The following is a 25555-nucleotide window of genomic DNA, read 5'->3' as shown; positions in this document are numbered from 1 at the left end:
TTATGCCTCAGTTAACGCAGCAATGCCTGGCAAAATTTTGCCTTCTAAGAATTCTAAAGATGCGCCACCACCTGTAGAAATGTGGCTGATTTTATCCGCTAACCCACTTTTTTCAATAGCAGCTACGGAATCGCCACCACCAACAATGGTCATAGCATCTGCATTCGCTACCGCTTCTGCAACGGCATTCGTACCAGCAGCGAAACTATCCATTTCAAATACACCCATAGGACCATTCCAAATGATAGTTTTCATTTTTGCCAATGCATCGATATATAGTTCTCGTGTTTTAGGTCCAATATCCAGTACCATCCAACCATCTTCAATATGCTCTACATCTACAATTTTTGTATTTGCATCATTGCTGAAAGCATCAGCCACAACAGCGTCGATAGGTGTCAATAGGCGAGTACCTGCTACACGCGCTTCCATAACGAGGTCTGTAGCGATTTGCTCTTGACCTGGTTCAAATAAAGAACTGCCAATATTGCAACCTTGTGCTTTGATAAAGGCGTTAGCCATACCACCGCCGATAATCATAACATCTACTTTTGGCAATAAATTGGAAATGACAGAAATCTTATCAGTAACCTTTGCACCACCGATAATAGCTGCTACAGGTTTTTTCGGATGATTTACGGCTGCCCCCAAGGCTTCGATTTCTTTTTTCAATAAGAACCCTGCCCCCATAGGAATATAATCAGCAATACCTACAACGGATGCTGCATTGCGATGAGATACACCGAAAGCGTCATTGATGGCTACCTCAGCTAAACTTGCTAAAGCCTTTGCAAAGTCAGGATCATTTTTAGTTTCTTCATTATGGTACCGAAGATTTTCCAGCATTAAAATATCGCCGCCTTGTAGCTTTTCTACTGCTGCAGTAACAGTGTCCCCAATGCAATCATCTACGAAAGCTACAGGTTTGTTAAGCAGTTTAGAGAGATGTTCTGCACAAGGTGCTAATGTCATATCTGCTTTACGTTCTCCTTTTGGGCGACCAAAATGAGATGCTAAGATAACCTTTGCATTGTGGTCTACTAAATATTGTATAGTTTCTAATGCACCTCGAATACGAGTGTCATCTGTGATGACACCGTCTTTCATAGGCACATTGAAATCGACGCGCACAAATACGCGTTTATTATCTATATTCATATCTAAAATGGTTTGTTTCATCCTTATAGGACCTCCATTATAAACCTTTGCTTGCTACGAAAACAGCCATATCGATAAGGCGCTCAGAGTAACCCCATTCATTGTCATACCAAGAAACAACTTTTACCATGTTACCCTCCATAACCATTGTTAAATCAGCATCAACAATAGAACTGCGAGGATCAGAGCTGAAATCACAAGATACAAGAGGTACATCGGATACACCGAGGATACCTTTTAATTCACCAGCTGCCGCTTTACGGAATGCCTCATTAATTTCTTCTTTTGTAGCAGGTTTTTCAAGTTCACATACCAAGTCTGTAGCAGATACATCCGGTGTTGGTACACGCAATGCAAAACCATCCAATTTACCTTTCAATTGAGGTAATACTTTTGCAACCGCTTTAGCTGCACCAGTTGTAGTAGGAATGATAGACATAGCTGCTGCACGAGCACGACGAGGGTCTTTATGACGAGCATCCAAGATTTTTTGGTCATTTGTATAGGAATGGATAGTCGTCATCATACCGCGTTTAATGCCGAATTCATCACACAATACTTTCGCAAATGGCGCCAAGCAGTTTGTAGTACAAGATGCATTGGAAATAATGTGATGTTTTGCAGGATCGTACATATCTTGGTTAACACCCATAACCATAGTTAAATCTTCATTTTTACCAGGTGCAGAAATCAATACTTTTTTAACAGTAGGTTGATTTAAATGCACTTTTGCTTCCTCTGCATCACGGTACTTACCAGTACATTCAATAACAATTTCTACACCTTCTTCAGACCAAGGTAGTTTAGATGCATCGCGATCATGGAATACACGAATTTTTTTACCATCTACAACGATGTGATTTTCTTCTGCTACCACTTCATTAGGAATAGTACCATGTACAGAATCATATTTTAACAATAATGCAGTTCCTTCATTATCACCAGTTGCATTAATTGCTACTACTTCAATATCTGGGTTGTTGATAGCTGCGCGAACTACACATTTACCAATACGACCAAAACCATTAATACCAACTTTTACAGCCATTGTTATATCCTCCTTAAGAACAATTATATATAACATAAAGAATATAGAAAACGATTATAGTGTAGGAATATCTAAAATTTGACGCATCCCGTCTGCAGCTTGATCATCAATAATAAGAATGCCTTTTTTACAAGCCCTCATTATACTAATAATAGCTTCAGCTTTTTCAAAACCACCAGCTACAGCCACAACATGGGGTATTTTTTGAATATCTCCTAGTGAAAGCCCTATATTATTCGTTGCATATACAACAGAACCATCCATAGAACAATACTGCCCTAAAGCTTCCCCTACAGCACCTTTTGCAACTAATTTTTCCATTACAGATGATGGTATATGACGTACATTAGCCATGTGAATAGCTTGTCCAATACCAAATACCAATACATCAGTACTGTGAATCAATTCACTAATCTCCTTGATTTGTGGCTCTAAGGTAACAAGCATATGGAGCGAATCTGGAGATAATCCATCTGGTAAGTGAAGCATTTTATAGTTACCTTGCCAACGTTCTGCTAATACAGCAGCAATCACATTAGCTTGATGTTCTACAATCTCACCTACTCCCCCCCTAGCTGGCACTACCATAGGGAACAGCTTTTGACCAGGCATTTCCTCCGCCATCGCCGCCATAGTACTACCACCACTAACGGCGACAATAGAATTAGTTTCTACTAATTCTTGTACTACCTTAGCAGCAGTAAAGCCTATTTTCTTAAGCATCAAAGAGCCTTCCGTAGGTGTAATAATAACCCTATCGATACCCAAAGCTCTCTGTAAACGTTTTTCTAAATCACCGAACTTTTCCAGTTCGTAAAGCATATTGCGCAATTTAGGTACTAATTGATGTCCTTCTTTACTGAGCATAATGCCTGGTTTAGAAATATCTACCAACCCATTATGCCTAAGTACATCAATATGAGATCGTACAGTACGTTCTGGCAAATCTGTAGCAACAGCTAAGGTCCTTCGCCCCATAGGTTCTTCATAGGCTAACAGATTCATCAACTTGTAACGTTCCTTCATTACAATCATCAATTCGGGAGCAATGCGCTCACATATCATTAACAGCTCATTCATAGGGTTCCTCCTTTACCCTTTGATGAGAAAACGATATTTGTCCCATCAGGACAGGATTAGTCCCACTTAAATCAAAAAAATACCTTTACGATTTCATTTTATACCTAATCAATAATTTATTCAAGTAAAAAAACGCCTTTTCAGGCGTTTTTCAATGACTTTTATAGTGTATTACTTTTATTATACATTATAGAATAAATTATCGTAACTTATATTACAATCACTATAATTATTTGGTACCGAAAATACGGTCCCCTGCATCTCCCAATCCAGGTAAGATATATCCATGGTCATTTAATTTTTCATCTAATGCAGCTACGAAAATAGGTACGTCTGGATGATCGCGATTAACTACCTCTACCCCTTCAGGAGCTGCCACTAAGCACATAAGTTTAATGTGTTTAGCACCTTTTTCCTTGAGCAATGTAATAGCTGCAGATGCACTACCGCCAGTAGCCAACATTGGATCTGTAACAATAAAATCACGTTCTCCTACATCACTAGGTAATTTACAATAATATTCTACTGGTTTTAATGTTTCTGGATCGCGATATAAACCTACATGACCAACCTTTGCAGTAGGAATCAAACTGAGCATACCATTTACCATACCAAGACCAGCACGCAAAATTGGAATAATGCCTACTTTTTTGCCTGCAATGCGTTTACCTGTCATTTTTACAAGCGGTGTTTGTACCTCTACGTCTTCAAGTGGAAGAGAACGAGTAATCTCATAACCCATTAATAATGTAATTTCATCCAACAATTGACGGAAATCTTTTGAACCTGTTTGTTCATCACGCATCAAAGTAACCTTGTGTTGAATCAATGGATGTGTCATAACATTTACATTCATGACTGTACCCCCTATTTATACAATCAAACTTACGCTAATTGTGTTAGCCTTCTCTATTCATACATACTCTATCACATTTAAGAAAATCTTGCCATATAAATATAATTAATCTACATATAAAAAGAGATGAACAGCGACTGTTCATCTCTTTTAAATCTTCCATACAAGTATAATGTCTACTCTATCATTAATAGGCTATTAGCCTAACAATAATAACCATTCATTTAATTCAGAATGTATGATAACTACACCAATCCTTGTCTTATAAATTTGGGTATAAAGGATATTTTTCGCACAATACAGTAACGCGTTTTACCGCATTTGCTTGTACTTCTTTATCTTCTGGATGTTGTAATACAGCAGCAATAATATCTGCAATTTCCACCATATCAGCTTCAACGAGACCACGTGTAGTCAATGCTGGTGTACCTAAACGGATACCACTTGTTACAAATGGACTAGCAGGATCGAATGGAATTGTATTTTTATTAGCTGTAATGCCGATTTCATCTAATAGATGCTCTGCTTCTTTGCCTGTTAAACCAGTATTGCGCACATCTACTAGCATTACATGTGTATCAGTACCACCAGAAACAATAGTCAAACCTTTTGCTTGTAATTCAGCAGCCAATACTTTAGCATTTTTAATAACTTGTTCAGCATATACTTTGAATTCAGGCTGCAATGCTTCACCAAGGGCTACAGCTTTAGCTGCAATAACATGCATCAATGGACCACCTTGAATGCCAGGGAAAATAGCTTTATCGATAGCTTTTGCATATTTTTCTTTGCAAAGAATCAAACCACCACGAGGACCACGCAATGTTTTATGCGTTGTTGTGGTTACAATATCAGCATATTCTACAGGATTAGGATGTAAACCAGCCGCTACAAGGCCTGCAAAATGAGCCATATCTACCATGAAGATAGCATCTACTTCATGAGCAACCTCTGCCATTTTTTTGAAATCGATTTGACGGCTATATGCACTACCACCTGCGATAATCAATTTAGGTTTTGCTTCTAATACGATATTACGGAATTCATCATAATCGATTTGTTGTGTATCCGCATTTACACCGTAAGGTACTACATTAAAATATGTACCAGATACATTTACAGGGGACCCATGAGTTAAATGACCACCGTGGGACAAATTCATACCAACAATAGTATCACCAGTTTGTAACAATGCAAAATATACACCGAAGTTAGCTTGGGAACCAGAGTGAGGTTGTACATTGGCATGTTCTGCACCAAACAACCGCTTAGCCCGTTCAATAGCCAAAGTTTCGATAACGTCTACATGTTCACAACCGCCATAATAGCGTTTACCTGGGTAACCTTCAGCATATTTATTAGTCAACACACTACCTTGAGCTTCCATTACCGCTTGAGAAACGATGTTTTCAGAGGCAATCATTTCCAATTTATCGCGTTGACGCATCAATTCTTGATTGATAACTGCTTGTACATTAGGGTCTTGTTTTGCTATGAAACTCATAGAAATCCTCCTCATACGACTATATATTATGAAAGTATTTGTAATGATGTATTATTGTACTATATAAAAATTATTGCTCTAAAGCAGAGATTTTCTCTACTCGACGAGAGTGACGGCCACCTTCAAATTCCGCACCCATCCAAATAGTAACGATATCCTTTGCAAGACCTGGACCAATAATGCGTTCCCCCATGGTAAGGATATTCGCATTATTATGTTCACGGCTAGCGTGAGCAGAAAATGTATCATGACATAAAGCAGCACGCACACCTGGAATTTTATTAGCCGCAATGCCAATACCAATGCCAGTTCCACAAATTAAAATACCTCTGTCAGCATTGCCATCTACTACAGCATGTGCTACAGGCTCAGCAATATCAGGATAATCACAGGATTCCGTACTATGGGTTCCAAAATCTTCTACTTCATGGCCTAAACTTAATAGTAATTCTTTTATGTCTTGTTTTAAATGTAATCCACCATGATCACAACCAATTGCAACTTTCATAAGCCAATCTCCTATTCCTTGATAGATGATAACCCAGCTTTCACTAGATTATAAATTTGTTCTGCACATTCATTATACACCTCTTGAGAAGAACCAAAAGGGTCAGATACATCACCAGTTCCATAGCCCCATTCAGCTAGCGTTTTAATTTTAGCTTCGTCAAAAGGGAATTGGCGCAATAGCACCGATTTATGGTCCGCTGTCATACCGATAATTAAATCTGCAGTATTAACAAGTTCCATCGTTAGAGGACGAGATTCATGGCTAGAAATATCTGTAATAGACTGAACAGCAATAACTGCTTCTTCTGTAGGCTTTGCACCATATGCAGCAAATAAACCAGCCGATACAACTTGAACATCTAGTCCACATTCAGTTGCCAATACTCGTGTAATACCTTCTGCCATAGGACTACGGCAAGTATTACCTGTGCATACAAATAAAATTTTCATAATTACATCCTTACCGCCACCAAATGAGTAGCTATTTATACATTATAACAAATTTATCCAATAAGTAAAGACAAAACTCTATTGCTAATGGACATTTTATAGATATTCAATGTGCCCGCCACTAGCCTTTTCCATGCGATTCATAACAGCTACGCCTAATCCTTCTGGCTGTACACCTTCTGCTATAATATGCGTTACTTTAGCTTCGTTAAAAGATAATAAAGCACTGTAAAAATCGTGAGCCAAAGACACAGCATCGCCATGGTGTCCGTACACATGAATGCAATTTACTGGTACATCAGTCAGTATGGTAGGTTGCAAAGCCTCATATACTTCCTTACTAAGCAAATATCCAACATTGCAGGCCTTTGCAATATGCACAAAGTCATGACTAACAATTTCTCCCTGTTGCCTAGTCAAACTATGTACGTATTTATCAATGGCTATTGCTACATCCTGTGCATTTCCAACGAATGCAGTCATCGGTGCATCTGGTGCATAGTGTTTGTATTTCATACCAGGCGCTTTCGGTTTTGCATCAGAACTAAGCGCCTTATCATAAGTAACGGTAGATACCACGGTTTCTAGCATTTCCTTGGTAATACCACCTGGACGCAATATAATAACCGCATCCTCTTGTACTTCTACCACTGTAGATTCTACACCTATTGAACAAGGTCCTGCATCGACAATATAAAGAATACGACCATTCATATCTTCATACACTGCTTGTGCTGTCGTAGGACTCGGTCTACCAGATATATTCGCACTCGGTGCTGCTATAGGTACACCAGCAAGAGATAATAATTGACGACATATATCATGATCAGGACAACGTAAGGCCACTCTTTCTAAGCCCCCTGTAGCACGGTAGGGTACTAAGTCAGATTTAGGCAAAGTGATTGTCAAAGGCCCTGGCCAAAAAGTCTCCATCAATTGATATGCCGTTTTGGGAATTGCTTTCACAAGAGGCCGTATACTATCTATAGATGGAACATGTAGAATAAGAGGATTATCAGATGGGCGCCCTTTTGCAGCATAGATTTTATCCATTGCCTCAGCGTCTAGTCCATTAGCACCTAATCCATACACCGTTTCTGTTGGAATAGCCACTAATTCCCCATTCTGTAATGCACGAGCAGCTACTAACAAATCATTAGAGGAAGGATTAGACAATATATGAGTATGTATACTATCATGTGTGTCCATGTTATACCCCCTTATATACAGCGGTTACTACACGACCGATACCTGCTAAATCAGGTATTGTTTGAATATCGACATAATCCCCTGTATCTTCTAACAATTGACTCACCGCATCAGATTGATCGTACCCCACTTCAAAAGCAACTCTACCTGCAACACGTAAATATTTACTACAGTGTTTTGCCAATACGCGATAAAATACGAGCCCATCATCACCAGCAAAGAGGGCTATATGAGGTTCATTTAACACATCTGGGGATAACATTGACTTATCTGTTAAGCGTATATACGGAGGATTTGATACGATGATATCAAACTGTTGTGGATTCGATTCTAAATAAGAAAACATATCAGATTCAAAAAAAGAGCTACGTCCTTCTAATTGAAACGCTCTTTGATTCTCAGTAGCTATTATTAAGGCGTCATGAGATACATCTAATCCTAATCCCTTTGCATTTGGCAAATAATGAAGCAAACTTAGTAAAATCGTACCTGGTCCTGTGCACATATCTAAAATAGACAATTCTTGTTCTGTACCATAGGAACCAAGAATATATTCGACTAACGTTTCTGTATCAGGCCTAGGAATGAGGACTTTATCATTTACATGAAATGTAAGACCCATAAAATCTTTTTTTCCTATAATACTCGCTACACTATGCCCTTTAGCGCGTTCTATGACGAACGGTCTAAATGCATCTAGCTCGGCTTGTTCCAAGGGTTGATCATAATGAGTATACAAATAGATTCGTTCTTTCCCTAAAACATGAGAAAGCAGTACTTCCCCATCAAGTCGAGGTGTGTCCATCTCCTTGTTTTGAAAGTACTGCTCTGTCCACTGGAGAATGCGACCTATTGTCCAAATCTCCTTATTATACATTCGTATTAGCCTCCTGCATTTTAGCAGCTTGATCTGCTGCATTTAATGCTTGAATGAGTTCATCTAAATCTCCATTCAAAATAGCATCCAATTTATATAATGTTAAATTAATACGATGATCTGTCACACGACCTTGTGGAAAGTTATACGTACGAATACGTTCACTGCGATCACCAGTACCTACTTGACTCTTACGGTCTGCCGCTTGACTTGCAATAGCTGCTTGATCTGCTTGGTCTTGTAGTTTAGCACGCAATACCCGCATTGCTTTTTCTCTATTTTGCAATTGAGAACGTTGGTCCTGACAAGCCACTACAATACCTGTAGGCAAATGAGTAATACGCACAGCAGATTCTGTCTTATTAATATGCTGCCCGCCTGCACCACTGGCACGATATGTATCAATTTTTAAATCTTTTTCATTCACTTCGATATCTACATCTTCCATTTCAGGCAGCACCGCTACAGTTACAGTAGACGTATGTACTCTACCTTGTGTTTCAGTAGTCGGTACACGCTGCACACGATGTACACCAGATTCAAATTTCATTTTAGAATATGCATTCATGCCATCTACAGAAAATACGACTTCTTTGAAACCACCTAATTCAGGTTCGTTCGCATCAATCACTTCACAACGCCAGCCTTGGCTTTCTGCATATTTAGTATACATACGGAATAAATCCCCTGCAAAAAGGGCTGCTTCATCACCACCGGCACCGCCACGAATTTCGATAATAACGTTTTTATCATCATTAGGGTCTTTAGGCAATAAAAGAACTTGTAACTTTTCTTCTAACTCTTCTTTTTGTACCTTTAACTCTTTTAATTCTTCTTGTGCCATAGCGCGGAAATCTTCGTCCATGGATTTATCTTCTAACACTTCCATAGCTTCATCTAAACCTTGTAATACTTTCTTATAGGTTCTGAAAGTTTCTACCGTTTCAGATAATTGAGAGTGTTGACGCGTTAATTTTTGCCACTCTTGCTGGCGAGCAATGACTTCTGGGTCACTAATGCGCTGCTCTAAATCCATAAATTTATCTTCAATAACTTGTAGTTTATTAACTAACATAGTAAACCTCAACCTTAATTAATCTGTACTATCTTCGTAAGCCTCTTCCTCTGGTGGACGCACCTCTTCTAAGGCACGTATGGCCACCTCAATTTGATCGTCCTCCGGTTCTCGAGTCGTCATATATTGCAATGCTAACCCTGGTTTAACGAGAGCTTTCACAAAACTATTCTCACTACGTCCAGCAAGGCGAATAAACTCATACGCAATTCCTGCTACTACTGGCATAAGAAGAACACGGGATATAATTCGTTCCCACAAACTAGGCCACCCTAAAAAGGCAAACACAAATATACTCACTACCATAACAATAAGGAGAAAATTCGTACCACATCGAGGATGCAATCTCGTTTGAGAACGAATATGTTCCACTGTTAAAGGTAAATTATTTTCATAAGCATGGATAGTTTTATGCTCTGCCCCATGATACTGAAATACTCGCTGAATATCCTTTGTAAGACCAATAGCCCAAATATAGAGCAAGAAAAGAACTAATCGAACAGCACCTTCCAATAAGTTTAGTATAACATGATTATCCTGAATACCAGGAATAAATTTTACTGCATATGTAGGGAGGGCCAAAAACAAAGCGATTGCAAATACCGTAGAAAATACCATGGTGATTGCAATTTCACTATTAGACATTTCCTCTTCTTCATCACCGGCAGCCTTAGCCGAAAATGACAAAGCTTTCATACCAATAACAAGAGATTCATATAAAGCTACACAGCCTCGTAGAAATGGTTTTTTTAATATAGGATATCGATCTTGGATGGACGTAGTTATTTCCTTTTGTACTACAATGGTACCACCTGGTTCACGTACAGCTGTTGCTGTATAGCCAGGACCACGCATCATAACACCTTCAATGACTGCTTGTCCACCAACGAACTTTTTAATGCGTTCTGTATTCACACATAGTCCTCTCACAAACAAATAGAGGCAGAGCCCAAAGCCCTGCCAATAATTGTTACGCTACTAAAAAATTATTTACCATAACGTTTGTTAAATTGTTCGATACGACCACGAGCTTGAGTCGCACGTTGTTGACCAGTGAAGAACGGATGGCATTTGGAGCAAACGTCTACACGAAGGTCTTCTTTTACAGAGCCAGTTTGGAATGTGTTACCACAACCACAAGTCACTGTAGTTTGTTTATAGTCTGGATGAATACCTTGTTTCATTCTATACACCTCTTTCCAGCAATCAATATTATTCTTATAGATTATAGCACGAGGGCTGTACAAATGCAAGCAACTACTCTTTAGAAGCCTGTTTTTCCTCGATAGATTCTGCTAATATCGTTTCTAAGTCACTTTCATTCAAGATATCGCGCAATGCAATTAACTCTTCTAAGGATAAAGTAATACCTTTTTTCATGCTCGTATACTCACTATCCCAAGCACGAAGATCGAATTTCGGATTATATTTCCCCCAACTTGTACAAGTCAATTGTTTTTTCCAACCATCCTTATCTTCGGACAATGTACCGATTACCTTGAAAATTTCAAAATTGATAACAGCCATATGACCCTCCTTCCAATCCTATTTTTAATGTACACTATGTATCAATCATAAATTATGTGCCAAAACGGATACGATTTATTGTAAACTAAAATGTTGGGTTTTACAATTAATTTTTAAAATCGCTGTAATCTTCTAAATCAATAGATGTCACAACAGGTACAATTCCTGTAGCCACAGCATTCATACGATTATTCCAATTTGTATGCAGTTGAGCTAAACCTTGTTCATACTCTTCTTGAATGGCATCAACTTCGCCTATAACAGACATTTCGTCTTCTACAGATAATACTTGGCGGCGCACGCTACTCAACATATAGCCAAAGGCCTCTTCTGTTTGAACAAGCATGGACACTTCATTCATTATGGTTTGCCCTATAGTGCTAGAGAAATAAGCATACCACATATAGGCAATTTCTTGATCTGGGAACATCCAGTATATGCCATTCGGTTTCACAGTACTAACAGCTACTGATTTCTTGCCTTGTTCCCCTGTGAAAGTCAAGAAATAGGCGCCTGCTTCTGCTAAAGCAATACGCACCGATTCAGATAAACGACTGTCCATACAGTACATACCATCTTGCCCTAAAGCACGATCTAATTGACTACCAGGTAATAAAATAGAACGCAACGATAAGCCATAATTTAGTACAGAAAATACTGGTAATTGTGCAAACACACCATGAGGCAATGGAATATAATTAATTTCTTTCCATATATCGCCCACTTGTTCACGAAGGCCAATGCTCATTTTCTTTACTTCGTATTTGCCATACACAATTTCATAAGTTCCTAATGGTGCCCACTCTCTAATGAGCTCCACCTTTTTCTGATTCAAGAAAAATTGCAATGCCATATTATTAAGGCCTATTTGATTTTGTACCATTGTAGCAGGCAAGAATAAATGTGCAGTCCCTTCAGGCACAAGATTATGTAAACCATTGGCCACTTCTTCTACAATATCTTCACTAGATTGGAACATACCTACTGTAGCAACGAAGATATGATCAAAATAACTGCGATATGGCCATTGATTAATAATTTGCGCCATCGGATATAATCGAGTCAAAATACTGTAACATACATCAGATGCTGTATAAAGAACAACTTTTTTCTCTGGGTAAGACTGCAAAATATCGTCAATCATGCCAGCATACTCTTCTACATACGCATATAGCACGAGTTCATCAGTTTTACTATGGGCTTCGATACTTTCACGAACTGGGGTCGACCATTCAGTACCTACATTAAGGCCATCAATATAACCGGTATCGCTGATAAAATCAAATAATTCTACCGTAAATGACGGTCCGTATAATTTGCGGAACACCTCCACATCATAAGGTATCTTACCAAATGATTCTACTGTTGATTTTTCCGCCAAAGCATATAAATCATCTGCCGTAACACCCCACTCACGAGCACTGGCATTAGCAGACAATAATTGGTCTAGCACTTTAAAACGCATCAATTCATTGACAATATCGATTCCTTCTAATTGATATTGTTCAAACAATTGGACTAACTCAAGATTATTAGACTTCATAAATTATACCTTTCCTGCTGAAGGACATAAATGATTTAAAAAACAAGTATCACATAACGGTTTACGTGCTTTGCAAACACGACGACCATGATAAATTAACCAATGATGAGCAGCAGCCCAATCTTCACGAGGGATAGCCTTTTGTAATTTTAACTCCATCTCCTCTGGTGTTTTAGCAATGCCTAATTTTAATCGGTTAGAAACGCGGAATACATGTGTATCTACCGCGATAGCTGGTATCCCCCATAAAACAGATACTACTACATTAGCCGTTTTACGACCTACCCCCGGCAATTCTATTAGCTCATCAATAGTACGAGGCAATTCTCCACCATACTTTTCAATCAAAATTTGACATGTAGCAATAAGATTTTTTGCCTTTGATTTATAAAGGCCACAATCTTTAATGAGAGTTTCTAGTTTTGTTACGCCAATAGATAGCATAGCTGCTGGCGTATTGAGTTTAGGAAATAATCGTTTCGTAACGATATTAACTCTTTCATCCGTACACTGTGCAGACAATACAACAGCCACTAATAATTCAAAATCATTATTATATTCTAAGGCTGGCTTCGCATCAAAATAATGCTCTTCTAACAGCTTTAACTGCTCCGCCTTTATCACTTTTGTAACACGCATCATTATCTCCTTTCTCACTTGTGAAAGTACAAATGCGTACATATACTATCATACCATACAGATAAATTCCGTTCTATGGTATAATTATATGAGTTATTCATAGATAGAGCATTTAGCAACATATATTATATTATATTATATTATTGTTATTAAAAATCAAGCTATATTACTAGTTCTCTACTTATGAAAACCCATATCTTAAAACAACATAATAAAATATATACGAGGTATAATATGAGCAATATTAACGAAACATTAAAACGCATTAATGAATTAGCGGCAAAGAAAAAATCTGGTCAAGAATTGACACCAGAAGAACTAGCAGAGAAAAAAGAGCTATATGAGATTTATTTAGGCTTCATTCGTGGTCAAATTACAAGCACATTAGATCGCGTCCAATTTGTAGATCCAAAAACAGGGGCGATTACAGAGCCCAAACGTGCGCTTCGTGATTTAGCATTAGAGGCTGATAAAGATATTAAAGAAAACAAAGAAATTCACTAATAACAAATCGGGTAGTTAATCAATGATTAACTACCCGATTTGTTATAATTTACCTAAACGTTTCATAACATTATAAATGCTCTCTGCTAAACCTGTCATTTGGCATTTGGGAATACCACAGGCAGCTATGCGAATACCGTTAGCCAAGGCAATAACATAAATATGTTCTTTTTTCAATTCTTCACAGATTACAGTGCTCGCATCAGTAGGAATGGTAATAAAGAAACCACCTCGATATGGTAACATTGGCAAGCCTACTTGCTCTGCTTCTTGTTTAAAAATTTCAGCCCGATCACGGATTAATTGATAGTAACAATTACGTTCTGCTTCATAAGCAGCAAATTTATCTGGATCTGCCATAATATTGGCCATCGTACGCATAGCAGGACGACAATTGTTCGACCATGTAGCACGGCTAGTACATTTGTTGATATCTAAAAACTCATCTGCTACTTCTTCATCAGAGGAGATACCAATCAAAGCCCCGACCCGTTGACCATACATAGTAAACCCTTTCGAGAGACTATAGCAAACACAAGTGAGAATTTCTTTTGGTAAATTACCAAATTTTTTAAAGAAACTACGAACCTCTTCTTTTTCACCGGAAAAATCTAAGTATGCTACATCGATACCAATAATGACATTGTTGCGACCAATGGCTACTAATTCTTTTAAGAAGGACAAAATAGAATCCCAATCTCTATCCTCTATAGAGTATCCAGTAGGATTATTACCAGGCGTATTAAACAACAATACTACATTGGTTTGTTTAGCAGCTAATTCATTTACACGATTTTTGAATGCTTCATGATTAAAATTATTATGCTCATCAAATAATGCATACGTTACCAACGTACGACCTGTATCACTACAAATAATACGATACGCCCCCCAATACCAATCAGCAGTCAATACTTCATCACCAGGGTCAGTATAGTTATGTACTAAATGGTGTATACCGCCAGTACCACCAGCAGTGGCAATACTACGAATATAACCTTCTGGGCGAGATTGGCTAAAACAAGCCTCCTCAGCAGCTTTCAAAAAATCAGGCAAACCAGCAATAGGAGCGTATCCAATATGATCACAGTCATCAAGAGCTAAATATTCATCTTTTACAGTTTTCAAAAAGACCAGTTTACCCTCTTCATCATGAATAGCACCTAATGTGCCATTAACAACGAACTCACGACCATTTATCTTAACATCTTCAGCCGCCTGTCCAGCTGTTACAAAGATTACGTCTTTTAATTTTTTACCTTTAGCATGTTTAGCTGCAACACTTGTCATAGCGTACACCATCCTATCTCAAAAGAAACATTACATATGTATCATACCTAAAGTTTACAATTATGACAATGTGTATTCGTGAAATATATTGTATACATGAATGTTATTAATTAAAACTATAAAATAATTATTTTTTCTAATCAACAAAGAGTAATAAAACCACTTATTATATATATTTCGATATATCTAAAAACATATCAGAAACAATATATGATAAGTGGTTTTCATAATATATATTCAATTATATAAATTCTAAATTAGAATGTATAACCTACGCCAGCATGTAAACCTTTAGATGTTTTATCATTACTATCTACGCTGAATTTATCATAACCATAATATACATTCAAATCTACATTAGGTTTTACTTCGTATTGAGCACCAACTTGGTATGTTTGTTTAATATCGTTACCAAAGCCAGCTTTTGCAAAGCCATTAATTTTATCTGTTAATGGCACATGACCGATAACACCTGCTTGGTAACCAAGATCAGTATCGTGTGTACGGATTGCTGTACCTGCACCATATACGTTTACATTAGGATGTAATTTATATACTAAGGCTAATTGATGATCTTTAATATCGCCATTTTTAGCGTTTATTTTATCATAGGAATATTGTACAGCAGTTTTGTCGCTAAAATCATGTTCTAAAGAAACACCATAACCATCATTGTTAGTACCGCCGCCTTTAGAAACACGTTGTGCAAATGCATAATCAGCTTGAATTTTTGTAGATCCATCGCTTATTTTTGTCACTGGCACAGCTGCTGCAAAAGCACTACTAGTCATTATAGAAGCTGCTACTGTTAATAGTACTAATTTATTCATCGGTACCTCCTATACACATACAAATATATCTCAATAATTACCTACTTCATAAATTATCGTTTCATGAATGCAGGGATTTCTGGCATACTACTAGAAATTGTGTTTGTAGAACGAGCTGTAGTTGTGGTTTTGCCAAATTCAGGTACAGCTTTCGCATTAGAATTAAAACCTGTTGCTACAACAGTAATTTGTACTTTATCACCTAAGCTTTCATCAATAACAGAGCCAAAGATGATGTTAGCATCTGGATCTGCTGCGTCAGAAATAATTTCAGCAGCTTCATTAATTTCAAACAAACTAAGGTTAGCACTACCAGAGATATTTAATAAAATACCTTTCGCACCATCAATAGAAGTTTCAAGCAATGGGCTGTTAATTGCCATTTTAGCAGCGTCAGCAGCACGGTTTTCACCTTCCCCAACACCAATACCCATCAATGCTTCCCCTTGTTCGGTCATGATAGTTTTTACATCGGCAAAGTCAAGATTGATTAAACCTGGAACTTGAATCAAATCGGAAATGCCTTTGATACCTTGGCGAAGTACATCATCAGCTGTACGGAATGCATCGCTTAAAGAACATTTTTTATCTACTACTTGGAGCAATTTATCATTAGGAATAACGATGATAGTATCCACTTTTTGAGTTAAAAATTCGATACCTTTTTCAGCTTGTGCACGACGGCGTTTACCTTCAAATGCAAACGGTTTTGTTACAACACCTACAGTCAATGCACCGATTTCTTTTGCGCATTCTGCAACAACTGGTGCTGCACCTGTACCAGTACCGCCACCCATACCAGCAGTTACAAATACCATGTCAGCACCTTCAAGAGCTTTGATGATATCTTCACGGCTTTCTTGTGCTGCTTCCTCACCGATTTGTGGGTTAGCACCAGCACCTAAACCTTTAGTTACTTTTTCGCCAATTTGAATTGTTACATCCGCTTTCGATAATTCCAACACTTGGCTTTCTGTATTAGCAGCTAAAAATTGAACACCTTTTAAATCGCTATCAACCATGCGGTTTACAGCGTTATTACCGCCGCCACCAACACCGATAACTTTAATATTAGCAAAATCTGACATTGAACTTCCTCCTCTTATCGTTATCTATCATCGTCAATATAAATTCATTTTTATATATTTATATACTGATTAAATTATAACAATTACATACATTTTACACTATATTTTGAAAACTTTCCACTAAAATGATACTTCATCATTCTACTACTTTATCGGTCTTTATATACGGAGATGTAGGGTTTACATCAATATATTGTACATTACCTTGTCTCTTAACCAAGTCCTTTAACATAGATGCCGTCAATTCAGCTTTACTTTTCAAATTAGAACCATCACCTAAGCGAATCTGTACACCTGATACCGTATAAACTAATAACTGATTAGCATCGCCTACATTAACCTCTGCAATTTGTTTAAATGTATCGCCATCTAGATCTCGCAAATATTCTAAGGCCTGCAATATAGGTGTATCAGTTACCATATCACCAAGTAATATATTGCCCCCTTTTACACCTGATATTATAGGTATCGTCGTATCTTCAATAACAGATTCTGATGCGATGACTTGACCATTTTTATCCAATGTCAAATACCCAAATTGAGCTGGCACTACCGCAATAGCCTTACGTTCCACAATGCGTACTACCATAGTGAGGGGTAGCTCGTAACTAATTTGAGCTTCCTCTACCCGCAAATCCTTCGCTAGTCGATCTTTTAATTTTTCTGTATTAATGCGCAGAATATTAACTGGTTCACCAATATCACCAGCTACTTCTACATCTTGTACAGTGACTTTATCAGATCCAACAATCTTTAATGTTCCAAAAGGTATAGGCAGCGTCAACAATCCTACCAACACGAGAGCCACAGCCCCGCCTACTTTCAATACTTTCTTTCTGAAAGCTAAGCGTTCTTGTTTGGCTGTATTAGCCGCCTTAGTCTCCCCAGAGTTGGATGGATGGCAATTCATATCATCCATTTCATAACTCCTTATCTATTACGAGCTTTAAAATTTTCCACAGCCTGCAGTTAGTAGAATTTTTTCACATAGTTCAGGAAATTCAATACCGACCTCTTTAGCCGCTTTAGGTACTAAGGAGGTTGCTGTCATACCTGGCACAGTATTATATTCCAACACATACATATTATTATCGCTATCCGTCATCACATCAACACGGATAACCCCACTACCTTGTACTTCGCGATAAACTGATTCGCCAATGGATTGCATAATTTTCGTCATCGCTTCATCTATAGGTGCTGGTACTAAATAATCTGTGGCACCAGCAGTATATTTACTTTCATAATCATATTCACCAGAATGAGGTCGAATTTCAATAACAGGTAATGCCTTACCATCAAGAATAGATACGGTAAACTCACGCCCATTAAGAAATTGTTCTACAACAAGAATCGGATCATATGTCAAAGCTGCTGAAACTGCATCAGCCAATTGAGATGCTTCTTTCACAATGGTTACACCAATACTAGATCCTTGCGTAGCTGGTTTTAGCACAACAGGAAAAGAAAAGGTATCCTCAATAGATTTAATAATATCCACTTTGGATTCCATATTGCCATTGTAAGAACGAGATTCCGCAGTAGGAATACCAGCACCTTTAAATACGTCTTTACTTACTTTTTTATTCATCCCCACGGAATGCGCCATAATACCAGAACCGGTATAAGGGATTTCCGCCATTTCTAATAGACCTTGTACAGCACCGTCTTCGCCATAACGACCATGAATAGCATTAAATACTACATCACCTTGTAATTGTTCAATGTCTTGTAATAAAGTGCGAGGATTAAGTTCTAATGTAGATACATGGTATCCTTTACCTATCAATGCCTCTGCAATAGCAGCACCAGTACGGCGAGATACGTCTGCCTCTGCAGATGGGCCCCCCATTAATACGATGATATGTTTATCTTTCATTGTAAACCTTCTTCCAATAATGCTAATAATTTAGGTCCATATTGATTAATAGAACCCGCCCCCATAGTAATAACTAAGTCATTTGGACGTACTACTTTTGCTAACACTTGTGGTAAATCATTGACATCATCTACATAATTTACATGATGACCAGTAGCAGATTCAATGGCCGTTGGAATCGTTTGTCCATCAATACCTGAAATTGGATCTTCACCAGAACTATAAATATTCGTCATATAAATTTCGTCAGCACTGGTGAAAGCAGTAGCAAATTCATTCTTTAATAAGAAAGTACGAGAATATCGATGCGGTTGGAATACACAAATAACGCGGTGCTTTTCTAATTCCTTAGCCGCTTTTAAAGTAGCCTTAATTTCTGTAGGATGATGAGCATAATCATCTACCACCCATACACCCGCTACATGACCTTTTGTTTCAAACCGACGCTTAGCACCAACAAATTTACCTAAGCCTTTCGCTATAGTTGTTACTGGCAACTCACATGCTTCGTAAGCCACGATGAAAGCAGCTAAAGAGTTAAGCACATTGTGATTACCAGGCACTCGCAAACGAATACGCCCTAGATTACTGCCCTTGTGGAATATATCATAGACTAAAGAACTATCTTCGTAATGAATGTTTTTAGCTACATAATCATTGGACTCTTCTAAGCCATAGGTGACAAAATTACGTTTCACCTTGGTCATTACATACTGAATATGGTCATTATCACCACATACGACAGCCTTACCATCCATTGGCAAGTTTTCTACAAATTCACAGAATGCATGGAGTAAATTATCCATGTTTTTGTAATAATCCATGTGATCATCTTCAATATTAGTAATCACAATAGTATGAGGCTTTAATTTTAAGAAAGATCCATCACTTTCATCTGCTTCCACAACAGAATATTCACCTTTACCAAGACAACTACTACCTTTTAGATAATCTACTTCGCCACCGATAATCACTGTTGGATCCAAACAACCCTCTACAAGGATTTGCCCAATCATGGAAGTAGTCGATGTTTTACCATGTGCCCCAGCTACAGCAATCCCATTTGTTACATCTAATACAGCTTTTACAATATCGGAACGATGCAAAATAGCAATACCTTGTTCTTTGGCCGCTACTATTTCTGGATTATCTTCGCGAATAGCAGTAGAACGAACCACCGCATCAACGCCGTTTACATAAGATGCATCATGACCGATATGAATAGTAGCTCCCATATCTCTAAATGTATTAATAACATCCGATTCTTTCACATCAGAGCCAGATACATCAAAACCTTTTAAAATCAAAATATTGGCAATAGCCCGCATACCGGAACCACCAATACCGATAAGATGGACCTTACGAATACCGTCTAACATATTAACACTCCTTACTTATTTAGCTATGGATATAGCGAGAGTAGCAATATCGTGAGCCGCATTTGGCTTACCTAAATGCAACGCACAATTCCCCATTTGCTCTAATAATTTGCGATTATCCATAAACATTTCAATTTCACCGATTAAATCATGGCCCGTCAGTACTTTATCAACAATCATATGAGATGCCCCTTCATGAACAAAAATACGAGCATTATATGTTTGATGATCTTCTGCCGCATAAGGATATGGTATAAGTATAGATGGAATACCGCGTACTGCTAATTCCGCCAAACCAATAGCACCAGAACGAAATACCGCTAAATCTGCTGCAGCTAATGCTTTTGGCATATCATGTAAATAAGGCAAAATTAACGACGAATTTCCTAATTTTTCACCATCTTGAATGCCTAATTTCTGAAGGACAGATTTATATTCTCCACTTCCAGTAATATGAATTAATTTAATATCATTACGTCCTTTAAAATAATTATGTACATCTACCATAGCCGTATTAATGGTGCGAGCACCACGTGATCCTCCAGCGATAAGGACTGTAAATATATCGTTGGATACATCAAAATACTGTCGGCCATCTTCTCTTGAATCAACTAACACTTCTGGACGCACAGGGTTACCAGTGTACACTACGCGTTTTGCTTTCCCAAAGGATTTTACCGCCTCTTCATAACCAACGGCTACAACATCTACAAAACGGCTTAATAATTTATTGGTAATACCAGGAATAACATTTTGTTCTTGAATAATAGTTGGAATATGACGCAATGCAGCAGCCATTAAAATAGGACCACATACATAACCACCTGTACCAATCACAACATCTGGTTTAAAATCAGAAATAATTTTATTTGCTTTCACCAAAGACCATGCAGTTTTGCCTAGTGTTACCAATGTACCAAATGATAATTTACGCTGTAACCCCTGTACCGGAATAGTAACAAAGTCGATTCCTTCTTTAGGCACCAAATCAGCTTCTAGTCCATGTGCTGTGCCTACATAGAGAACCTCTGCATCAGGCTGTAGTTTCATGATTTCCTTGTAAATCGTAATGGCAGGATAAATATGCCCTCCGGTACCACCACCAGAAATAATGATTCGCTTCACAACCTTAGCTCCTTTCCTCTAATACATGAACCCAATGTTTAAAATCATCACCACGTTCTTCAAAGCAACTATACCAATCAAAACTAGAACAGGCAGGAGATAACAATACAATATCTCCCGGTTCAGCTAATTCATAACCTATATTTACGGCTTCTTCCATAGAATGAGCACGTCGAATATGATCAACCCCCATTGTTTTAGCCACCGATTCAAATCGTTCTGCCGCTTCCCCCATAAAAACAACATGCTCTGTACGGTCTTTGACAACACTCATAAAATCTTCTAAAGGCGTCATTTTATCATGACCACCAGCCAATAGTATCACTTTTTTATCAAATGCATCTAAAGCCTTAATTACAGAATCAGTGTTAGTAGCCTTAGAATCATTATAGAATGTAACATCATGTATAGTAGCCACTTTTTCAAGTCGATGTTCAACACCATTAAAGTCACTAATTACACTTTTAATAATGTCTTTGCTAACACCTAAAGCATAGGATAACGCAATAACGGCTAAAATATTTTCAATATTATGAGCCCCTCTAATGTGGATAGATGCATTATCAATAATGGCCTCTTCAACGCCATCCTTAACACCATAACACACACCATTTCTATAATGTGCACCATTTGTAACAGTTTCATGTTGGCTAATCATTAATACTTGTGCGCCAGCTCTTTCTGCCATTTCCTCTACAATACTATCGTCTGCATTGAGAACCACAAAATCAGTATCATGTTGATTCATAAAAATGCGCTCTTTGGCAGCTATATAGTTTTCCATCGTTTTATGTCTCGCCAAGTGATCTGGCGTAATATTGAGAACAATAGCACCAAGAGGACGGAAATTTTTAATAGTTTCTAATTGATAACTAGACAACTCAGCTACTAAATAACCACCTTCAGGCATATAGTAAGCCATTTCACTAAGAGAATCCCCAATATTCCCTCCTACTTTAACAGGTAATCCAGTAGCCGTCATCACAGCTGTTAACAATGTTGTTGTCGTCGTTTTCCCATTCGTACCAGTAATCCCAAGAATTGGAGATTTACAAATATCATAGGCTAGTTCGACTTCACTAACTACCTCAATATTACGGCGCAACGCTTCTTGAACAATAGGTATAGATAAAGCAATACCGGGAGAAATAACAATCCTGTCTACGCCATCTAATAAATCATTATCTTGACGTCCTGTAATAATCGTAACACCAGCTTCTTCTAAACGATGTTTTATAACCGTTTCAAATTGAACCTCTTTATAATCGTTTAGCACAACCTGTGCTTGCAATTGTCTTAATACCCAAGATGCACCGATGCCACTAGATCCAGCACCAAGTACAAGTATGTGTTTACCGCTATACTCCATGTATATCACCTAATTATTCATTATACTAAAATATCTTATCTTATAAGAATACCATTAAATGCCTTACAAGTTAAGACGTTCCCCTATAAAACCTACATTATCTATTTAATTTTTATATTTTCTATATGATATAAAATACTGTAGCTCACAGATAATGTAAATTATTATCTCATTTAATACTTTTACACTACACCAAATATTATTACATTTACATGGAGACAGTAGCTAACAGAACTCCAAGAATAGCTAGTACAGCACCGCCAAACCAAAAGCGATTAACTACAGTTTGTTCCGACCAACCTAATAATTCAAAATGATGATGTATAGGGCTCATTTTAAACACTCTTACACCACGTGTTTTGAAAGAAATCACTTGAATCACTACCGATAAAGCTTCCATAACGAAAATACCACCAATAATAACGAGTAATAATTCTGTTTTCGTTAAAATAGCCATGCCCGCAAATGCTGCTCCTAATGCAAGAGAACCTGTATCCCCCATAAATACTTTAGCAGGATTGGTATTAAACACCAAAAAACCTAAACATACAGCAGTTACCATAGCACCAAAATAAGCTATGCTTTCAGCAGCCATAGCATTAGTAGAGGAGCTAAACATTAAACCAATGACAGAAAAAGCAATAGCTGCTATTGCAGAGGTGCCGGACGCTAACCCATCAAGCCCATCTGTCAAATTAACCGCATTTGATGTAGCTACAATCACTAAAAAAGTTAACACATAATAGGCAATACCAAGATCTACATAAGTGTCTACCACAGGGATCCATAATGTTGTAGGAATAACCATAATTTCTGTTAAGCAATAGCAGAAAATAGCCGCCAAAATAAATTGTCCTAATAATTTTTGCTTCGCCGTTAATCCTAGATTACGCTTTTTAACCGCTTTCACAAAATCATCAAAAAATCCTAATAAACAATGACCTAATGTTAAAAATAAAATCATGCCTGTGGCTACATTCCATGGTGCAAAAATAGCCACACCAAGAGTTAAAGCAATCATCATAAAAGCCCCACCCATAGTCGGTGTGCCAGCTTTTGCTTGATGACTTTCTGGTCCTTCTTCTCGAATGCTTTGTTGTGCATGAAGCGATTTCAGCACGGGAATCCCTAGTTTTCCTAAAATGCACGTCAATATAAATGTTGCTACAAAGGCTAATAGAATGTGATAAATCATAACTCTCCCCTATTCATAAATAAAGTCAAATACGGCTAGTAATACTAGCCGATTCTCCCTTCTATTCACGGTCTTTCAATTCGTCAACAACACGCTCCATACGAAGCCCACGAGACCCTTTAACTAAAATTACATCGCCCTTTTCGCGGATATCCTGATAAGCATTAGCCATTTCTAAATGACTATTACAACGATGCACCTCTAGCCCTACTAACTTCGCTTCTTTGGCAATAAAATCAGCGGCATCACCAAAGGTAAATAAAACACTATATTTTTCTTCCCCAAGCAATCTACCGATTTGACGATGTCCTTCTTCTGTAAAATCACCTAATTCCAACATGTCTCCAAGCATGGCAATTTTGCGCTTTCCATCTAATTGACCTAATGCTTTAATCGCCTCTGCCATAGATGAAGGATTCGCATTATACGCATCGTTAAGAATTACAATATCATCAAAAGCTACGATTTCCTGACGCATCGGTGTGCCTGTAAATTCGCTTAGCCCTTTCTTGATTTTAGATGGTTTTACACCTAATGCACGACCTGCAGCAATAGCCGCTAATGCATCGTATACATTATGCTCTCCAATCATAGGCAAAAATACATCAAATACATCATCATAAGCCTTGCATGTAAACTTGATACCATCCTTTTTATAACGCAAATGACTTCCTTTAATAGTTGCATTACTATGAATGCCATAGGTCATAGTCTTCCCTTTCGCTATCGCACTCATAGCACTAACAAAGGAATCATCCTCATTGAGAATGGAAATACTATCCGTACCTAAACAACGAATCAACTCACCCTTGGCTTCACCAATCGCTTCTTTTGAACCTAGCAGTTCAATATGACTAGTACCTACATTGGTGATAATGCCAATCGTTGGTTCTGCAATGAGTGCTAACTCTTCAATCTGACCTAATCCACGCATGCCCATTTCTACAACACAGGCTTCATGTTCATTAGTGAGTTGTAATAACGTTTTAGGCAAGCCAATTTCATTATTGAAATTCTTCTCTGTCTTAAGCACATTAAACTCTGTGCTCAATACAGCTGCCACCATTTCTTTTGTCGTCGTTTTACCAGATGATCCAGTAATAGCAACGATAGGAATATTAAAACGATGTCTATGAAAATTCGCCAAGTCTTGATAAGCCTTTAATGTATTTTCTACTTCAATACAAAGGATTCCTTCTACAGAGTGTCCATTTTCTACAATAGCACCAATAGCACCTTTTTCAATAGCCGTTTTTATAAAATCATGACCATCAAAGGTATCCCCTCGCAAAGCTACAAACAAGTAGTCTGCTTCAATTGTACGTGTATCTGTAGATACATCAGCAAACTGTATTGAATTATCTCCAGTACAAGTACCACCAGTAGCTTGTAATATATCTTGAACTGTAAATTGTGCCAT

At 37.7% G+C, this 25555-nt stretch carries 26 protein-coding genes; 1 reads left to right on the top strand and 25 read right to left on the bottom strand.

What is annotated here, in order from left to right; all coding sequences use genetic code 11:
- The 15 genes from EO120_RS05305 to nth form a co-directional block, all read right to left on the bottom strand.
- The gene (locus tag EO120_RS05305) at positions 1-1179 is read right to left on the bottom strand and encodes a phosphoglycerate kinase (protein WP_127134439.1); all 1179 of its coding nucleotides are present in this window, start codon (positions 1177-1179) and stop codon (positions 1-3) included.
- Positions 1180-1195: 16 nt separating this feature from the next.
- Positions 1196-2206, bottom strand: coding sequence for a type I glyceraldehyde-3-phosphate dehydrogenase (gene gap, locus EO120_RS05300; RefSeq protein WP_127134438.1), 1011 nt, complete (start codon positions 2204-2206; stop codon positions 1196-1198).
- A 54-nt stretch (positions 2207-2260) separates the two neighbouring features.
- Entirely contained in the window at positions 2261-3286 is a 1026-nt protein-coding gene (locus tag EO120_RS05295) for a sugar-binding transcriptional regulator (RefSeq protein WP_127134437.1), read from the bottom strand.
- Positions 3287-3515: 229 nt separating this feature from the next.
- The gene (gene upp / locus EO120_RS05290) at positions 3516-4142 is read right to left on the bottom strand and encodes a uracil phosphoribosyltransferase (protein WP_127134436.1); all 627 of its coding nucleotides are present in this window, start codon (positions 4140-4142) and stop codon (positions 3516-3518) included.
- Positions 4143-4404: 262 nt separating this feature from the next.
- Positions 4405-5646 (bottom strand): serine hydroxymethyltransferase, encoded by a 1242-nt coding sequence (locus EO120_RS05285; protein WP_127134435.1) that lies wholly within the window; start codon positions 5644-5646, stop codon positions 4405-4407.
- Positions 5647-5716: 70 nt separating this feature from the next.
- Entirely contained in the window at positions 5717-6154 is a 438-nt protein-coding gene (gene rpiB / locus EO120_RS05280) for a ribose 5-phosphate isomerase B (RefSeq protein WP_127134434.1), read from the bottom strand.
- Between the two features lie 11 nt (positions 6155-6165).
- Positions 6166-6606, bottom strand: coding sequence for a low molecular weight protein arginine phosphatase (locus EO120_RS05275; protein ID WP_127134433.1), 441 nt, complete (start codon positions 6604-6606; stop codon positions 6166-6168).
- Between the two features lie 96 nt (positions 6607-6702).
- Positions 6703-7815, bottom strand: coding sequence for an L-threonylcarbamoyladenylate synthase (locus EO120_RS05270; RefSeq protein WP_420906951.1), 1113 nt, complete (start codon positions 7813-7815; stop codon positions 6703-6705).
- Position 7816: 1 nt separating this feature from the next.
- On the bottom strand, positions 7817-8692 hold the full coding sequence (prmC, locus tag EO120_RS05265; protein ID WP_127134432.1) for a peptide chain release factor N(5)-glutamine methyltransferase: 876 nt from the start codon (positions 8690-8692) through the stop codon (positions 7817-7819).
- A complete protein-coding gene (prfA, locus tag EO120_RS05260) occupies positions 8685-9767 on the bottom strand; it encodes a peptide chain release factor 1 (protein WP_127134431.1) in 1083 nt (360 codons plus the stop codon). The genes prmC and prfA overlap by 8 nt, the downstream gene beginning before the upstream one ends.
- 18 nt (positions 9768-9785) lie before the next feature.
- On the bottom strand, positions 9786-10625 hold the full coding sequence (locus EO120_RS05255; RefSeq protein ID WP_407835089.1) for a DUF1385 domain-containing protein: 840 nt from the start codon (positions 10623-10625) through the stop codon (positions 9786-9788).
- Positions 10626-10753: 128 nt separating this feature from the next.
- A complete protein-coding gene (gene rpmE, locus EO120_RS05250; protein ID WP_127134430.1) occupies positions 10754-10951 on the bottom strand; it encodes a 50S ribosomal protein L31 in 198 nt (65 codons plus the stop codon).
- 73 nt (positions 10952-11024) lie between these two features.
- A complete protein-coding gene (locus EO120_RS05245) occupies positions 11025-11294 on the bottom strand; it encodes a YdbC family protein (RefSeq protein ID WP_005386267.1) in 270 nt (89 codons plus the stop codon).
- 106 nt (positions 11295-11400) lie between these two features.
- Entirely contained in the window at positions 11401-12837 is a 1437-nt protein-coding gene (locus EO120_RS05240) for a hypothetical protein (protein WP_127134429.1), read from the bottom strand.
- A 3-nt stretch (positions 12838-12840) separates the two neighbouring features.
- Positions 12841-13476, bottom strand: a complete 636-nt coding sequence (gene nth, locus EO120_RS05235) for an endonuclease III (RefSeq protein ID WP_127134428.1) — start codon at positions 13474-13476, stop codon at positions 12841-12843.
- Positions 13477-13710: 234 nt separating this feature from the next.
- On the opposite strand from nth, the gene EO120_RS05230 reads away from it, so the two are divergent.
- A complete protein-coding gene (locus EO120_RS05230; RefSeq protein WP_127134427.1) occupies positions 13711-13980 on the top strand; it encodes a DUF896 domain-containing protein in 270 nt (89 codons plus the stop codon).
- A 42-nt stretch (positions 13981-14022) separates the two neighbouring features.
- Here EO120_RS05230 and EO120_RS05225 read toward each other — a convergent pair whose 3' ends face one another.
- The 10 genes from EO120_RS05225 to EO120_RS05180 all read right to left on the bottom strand — a co-directional run bounded on the left by EO120_RS05225 (position 14023) and on the right by EO120_RS05180 (position 25555).
- Positions 14023-15270, bottom strand: coding sequence for an aminotransferase class I/II-fold pyridoxal phosphate-dependent enzyme (locus tag EO120_RS05225; RefSeq protein WP_127134426.1), 1248 nt, complete (start codon positions 15268-15270; stop codon positions 14023-14025).
- Between the two features lie 257 nt (positions 15271-15527).
- Positions 15528-16100 (bottom strand): porin family protein, encoded by a 573-nt coding sequence (locus tag EO120_RS05220; protein ID WP_127134425.1) that lies wholly within the window; start codon positions 16098-16100, stop codon positions 15528-15530.
- Between the two features lie 53 nt (positions 16101-16153).
- Positions 16154-17188 carry a cell division protein FtsZ gene (gene ftsZ, locus EO120_RS05215; RefSeq protein ID WP_127134424.1) on the bottom strand — a complete coding sequence of 345 codons (1035 nt, stop codon included), beginning with the start codon at positions 17186-17188 and terminating at the stop codon, positions 16154-16156.
- 136 nt (positions 17189-17324) lie between these two features.
- Positions 17325-18107 carry a cell division protein FtsQ/DivIB gene (locus tag EO120_RS05210; RefSeq protein ID WP_127134423.1) on the bottom strand — a complete coding sequence of 261 codons (783 nt, stop codon included), beginning with the start codon at positions 18105-18107 and terminating at the stop codon, positions 17325-17327.
- 27 nt (positions 18108-18134) lie between these two features.
- Positions 18135-19067: a D-alanine--D-alanine ligase family protein gene (locus tag EO120_RS05205; protein ID WP_127134422.1), complete on the bottom strand. Its 933-nt coding sequence runs from the start codon at positions 19065-19067 to the stop codon at positions 18135-18137.
- A complete protein-coding gene (murC, locus tag EO120_RS05200) occupies positions 19064-20446 on the bottom strand; it encodes a UDP-N-acetylmuramate--L-alanine ligase (RefSeq protein WP_127134421.1) in 1383 nt (460 codons plus the stop codon). The genes EO120_RS05205 and murC overlap by 4 nt, the downstream gene beginning before the upstream one ends.
- Before the next feature lie 15 nt (positions 20447-20461).
- On the bottom strand, positions 20462-21571 hold the full coding sequence (gene murG / locus EO120_RS05195; protein ID WP_127134420.1) for an undecaprenyldiphospho-muramoylpentapeptide beta-N-acetylglucosaminyltransferase: 1110 nt from the start codon (positions 21569-21571) through the stop codon (positions 20462-20464).
- A gap of 4 nt (positions 21572-21575) precedes the next feature.
- Positions 21576-22940 carry a UDP-N-acetylmuramoyl-L-alanine--D-glutamate ligase gene (gene murD / locus EO120_RS05190; RefSeq protein ID WP_127134419.1) on the bottom strand — a complete coding sequence of 455 codons (1365 nt, stop codon included), beginning with the start codon at positions 22938-22940 and terminating at the stop codon, positions 21576-21578.
- Positions 22941-23148: 208 nt separating this feature from the next.
- Complete coding sequence (gene mraY, locus EO120_RS05185; RefSeq protein WP_127134418.1) at positions 23149-24135, bottom strand: phospho-N-acetylmuramoyl-pentapeptide-transferase; 987 nt, start codon at positions 24133-24135, stop codon at positions 23149-23151.
- 61 nt (positions 24136-24196) lie between these two features.
- Entirely contained in the window at positions 24197-25555 is a 1359-nt protein-coding gene (locus EO120_RS05180; protein ID WP_127134417.1) for a UDP-N-acetylmuramoyl-tripeptide--D-alanyl-D-alanine ligase, read from the bottom strand.

The sequence above is a fragment of the Veillonella caviae genome, assembly GCF_003992125.1.
Classification (GTDB): domain Bacteria; phylum Bacillota; class Negativicutes; order Veillonellales; family Veillonellaceae; genus Veillonella; species Veillonella caviae.
The sequence above is the reverse complement of the archived record's forward strand: the minus strand, read 5'-3'. Positions and strand labels throughout refer to the sequence as shown.

Coding starts and splice junctions, on each gene's coding strand:
- EO120_RS05305 (WP_127134439.1), bottom strand. CDS start 1,179: ATGAAACAAACCATTTTAGATATGAATATAGATAATAAACGCGTATTT.
- gap (WP_127134438.1), bottom strand. CDS start 2,206: ATGGCTGTAAAAGTTGGTATTAATGGTTTTGGTCGTATTGGTAAATGT.
- EO120_RS05295 (WP_127134437.1), bottom strand. CDS start 3,286: ATGAATGAGCTGTTAATGATATGTGAGCGCATTGCTCCCGAATTGATG.
- upp (WP_127134436.1), bottom strand. CDS start 4,142: ATGAATGTAAATGTTATGACACATCCATTGATTCAACACAAGGTTACT.
- EO120_RS05285 (WP_127134435.1), bottom strand. CDS start 5,646: ATGAGTTTCATAGCAAAACAAGACCCTAATGTACAAGCAGTTATCAAT.
- rpiB (WP_127134434.1), bottom strand. CDS start 6,154: ATGAAAGTTGCAATTGGTTGTGATCATGGTGGATTACATTTAAAACAA.
- EO120_RS05275 (WP_127134433.1), bottom strand. CDS start 6,606: ATGAAAATTTTATTTGTATGCACAGGTAATACTTGCCGTAGTCCTATG.
- EO120_RS05270 (WP_420906951.1), bottom strand. CDS start 7,815: ATGGACACACATGATAGTATACATACTCATATATTGTCTAATCCTTCC.
- prmC (WP_127134432.1), bottom strand. CDS start 8,692: ATGTATAATAAGGAGATTTGGACAATAGGTCGCATTCTCCAGTGGACA.
- prfA (WP_127134431.1), bottom strand. CDS start 9,767: ATGTTAGTTAATAAACTACAAGTTATTGAAGATAAATTTATGGATTTA.
- EO120_RS05255 (WP_407835089.1), bottom strand. CDS start 10,625: ATGATGCGTGGTCCTGGCTATACAGCAACAGCTGTACGTGAACCAGGT.
- rpmE (WP_127134430.1), bottom strand. CDS start 10,951: ATGAAACAAGGTATTCATCCAGACTATAAACAAACTACAGTGACTTGT.
- EO120_RS05245 (WP_005386267.1), bottom strand. CDS start 11,294: ATGGCTGTTATCAATTTTGAAATTTTCAAGGTAATCGGTACATTGTCC.
- EO120_RS05240 (WP_127134429.1), bottom strand. CDS start 12,837: ATGAAGTCTAATAATCTTGAGTTAGTCCAATTGTTTGAACAATATCAA.
- nth (WP_127134428.1), bottom strand. CDS start 13,476: ATGCGTGTTACAAAAGTGATAAAGGCGGAGCAGTTAAAGCTGTTAGAA.
- EO120_RS05230 (WP_127134427.1), top strand. CDS start 13,711: ATGAGCAATATTAACGAAACATTAAAACGCATTAATGAATTAGCGGCA.
- EO120_RS05225 (WP_127134426.1), bottom strand. CDS start 15,270: ATGACAAGTGTTGCAGCTAAACATGCTAAAGGTAAAAAATTAAAAGAC.
- EO120_RS05220 (WP_127134425.1), bottom strand. CDS start 16,100: ATGAATAAATTAGTACTATTAACAGTAGCAGCTTCTATAATGACTAGT.
- ftsZ (WP_127134424.1), bottom strand. CDS start 17,188: ATGTCAGATTTTGCTAATATTAAAGTTATCGGTGTTGGTGGCGGCGGT.
- EO120_RS05210 (WP_127134423.1), bottom strand. CDS start 18,107: ATGGATGATATGAATTGCCATCCATCCAACTCTGGGGAGACTAAGGCG.
- EO120_RS05205 (WP_127134422.1), bottom strand. CDS start 19,067: ATGAAAGATAAACATATCATCGTATTAATGGGGGGCCCATCTGCAGAG.
- murC (WP_127134421.1), bottom strand. CDS start 20,446: ATGTTAGACGGTATTCGTAAGGTCCATCTTATCGGTATTGGTGGTTCC.
- murD (WP_127134419.1), bottom strand. CDS start 22,940: ATGGAGTATAGCGGTAAACACATACTTGTACTTGGTGCTGGATCTAGT.
- mraY (WP_127134418.1), bottom strand. CDS start 24,135: ATGATTTATCACATTCTATTAGCCTTTGTAGCAACATTTATATTGACG.
- EO120_RS05180 (WP_127134417.1), bottom strand. CDS start 25,555: ATGGCACAATTTACAGTTCAAGATATATTACAAGCTACTGGTGGTACT.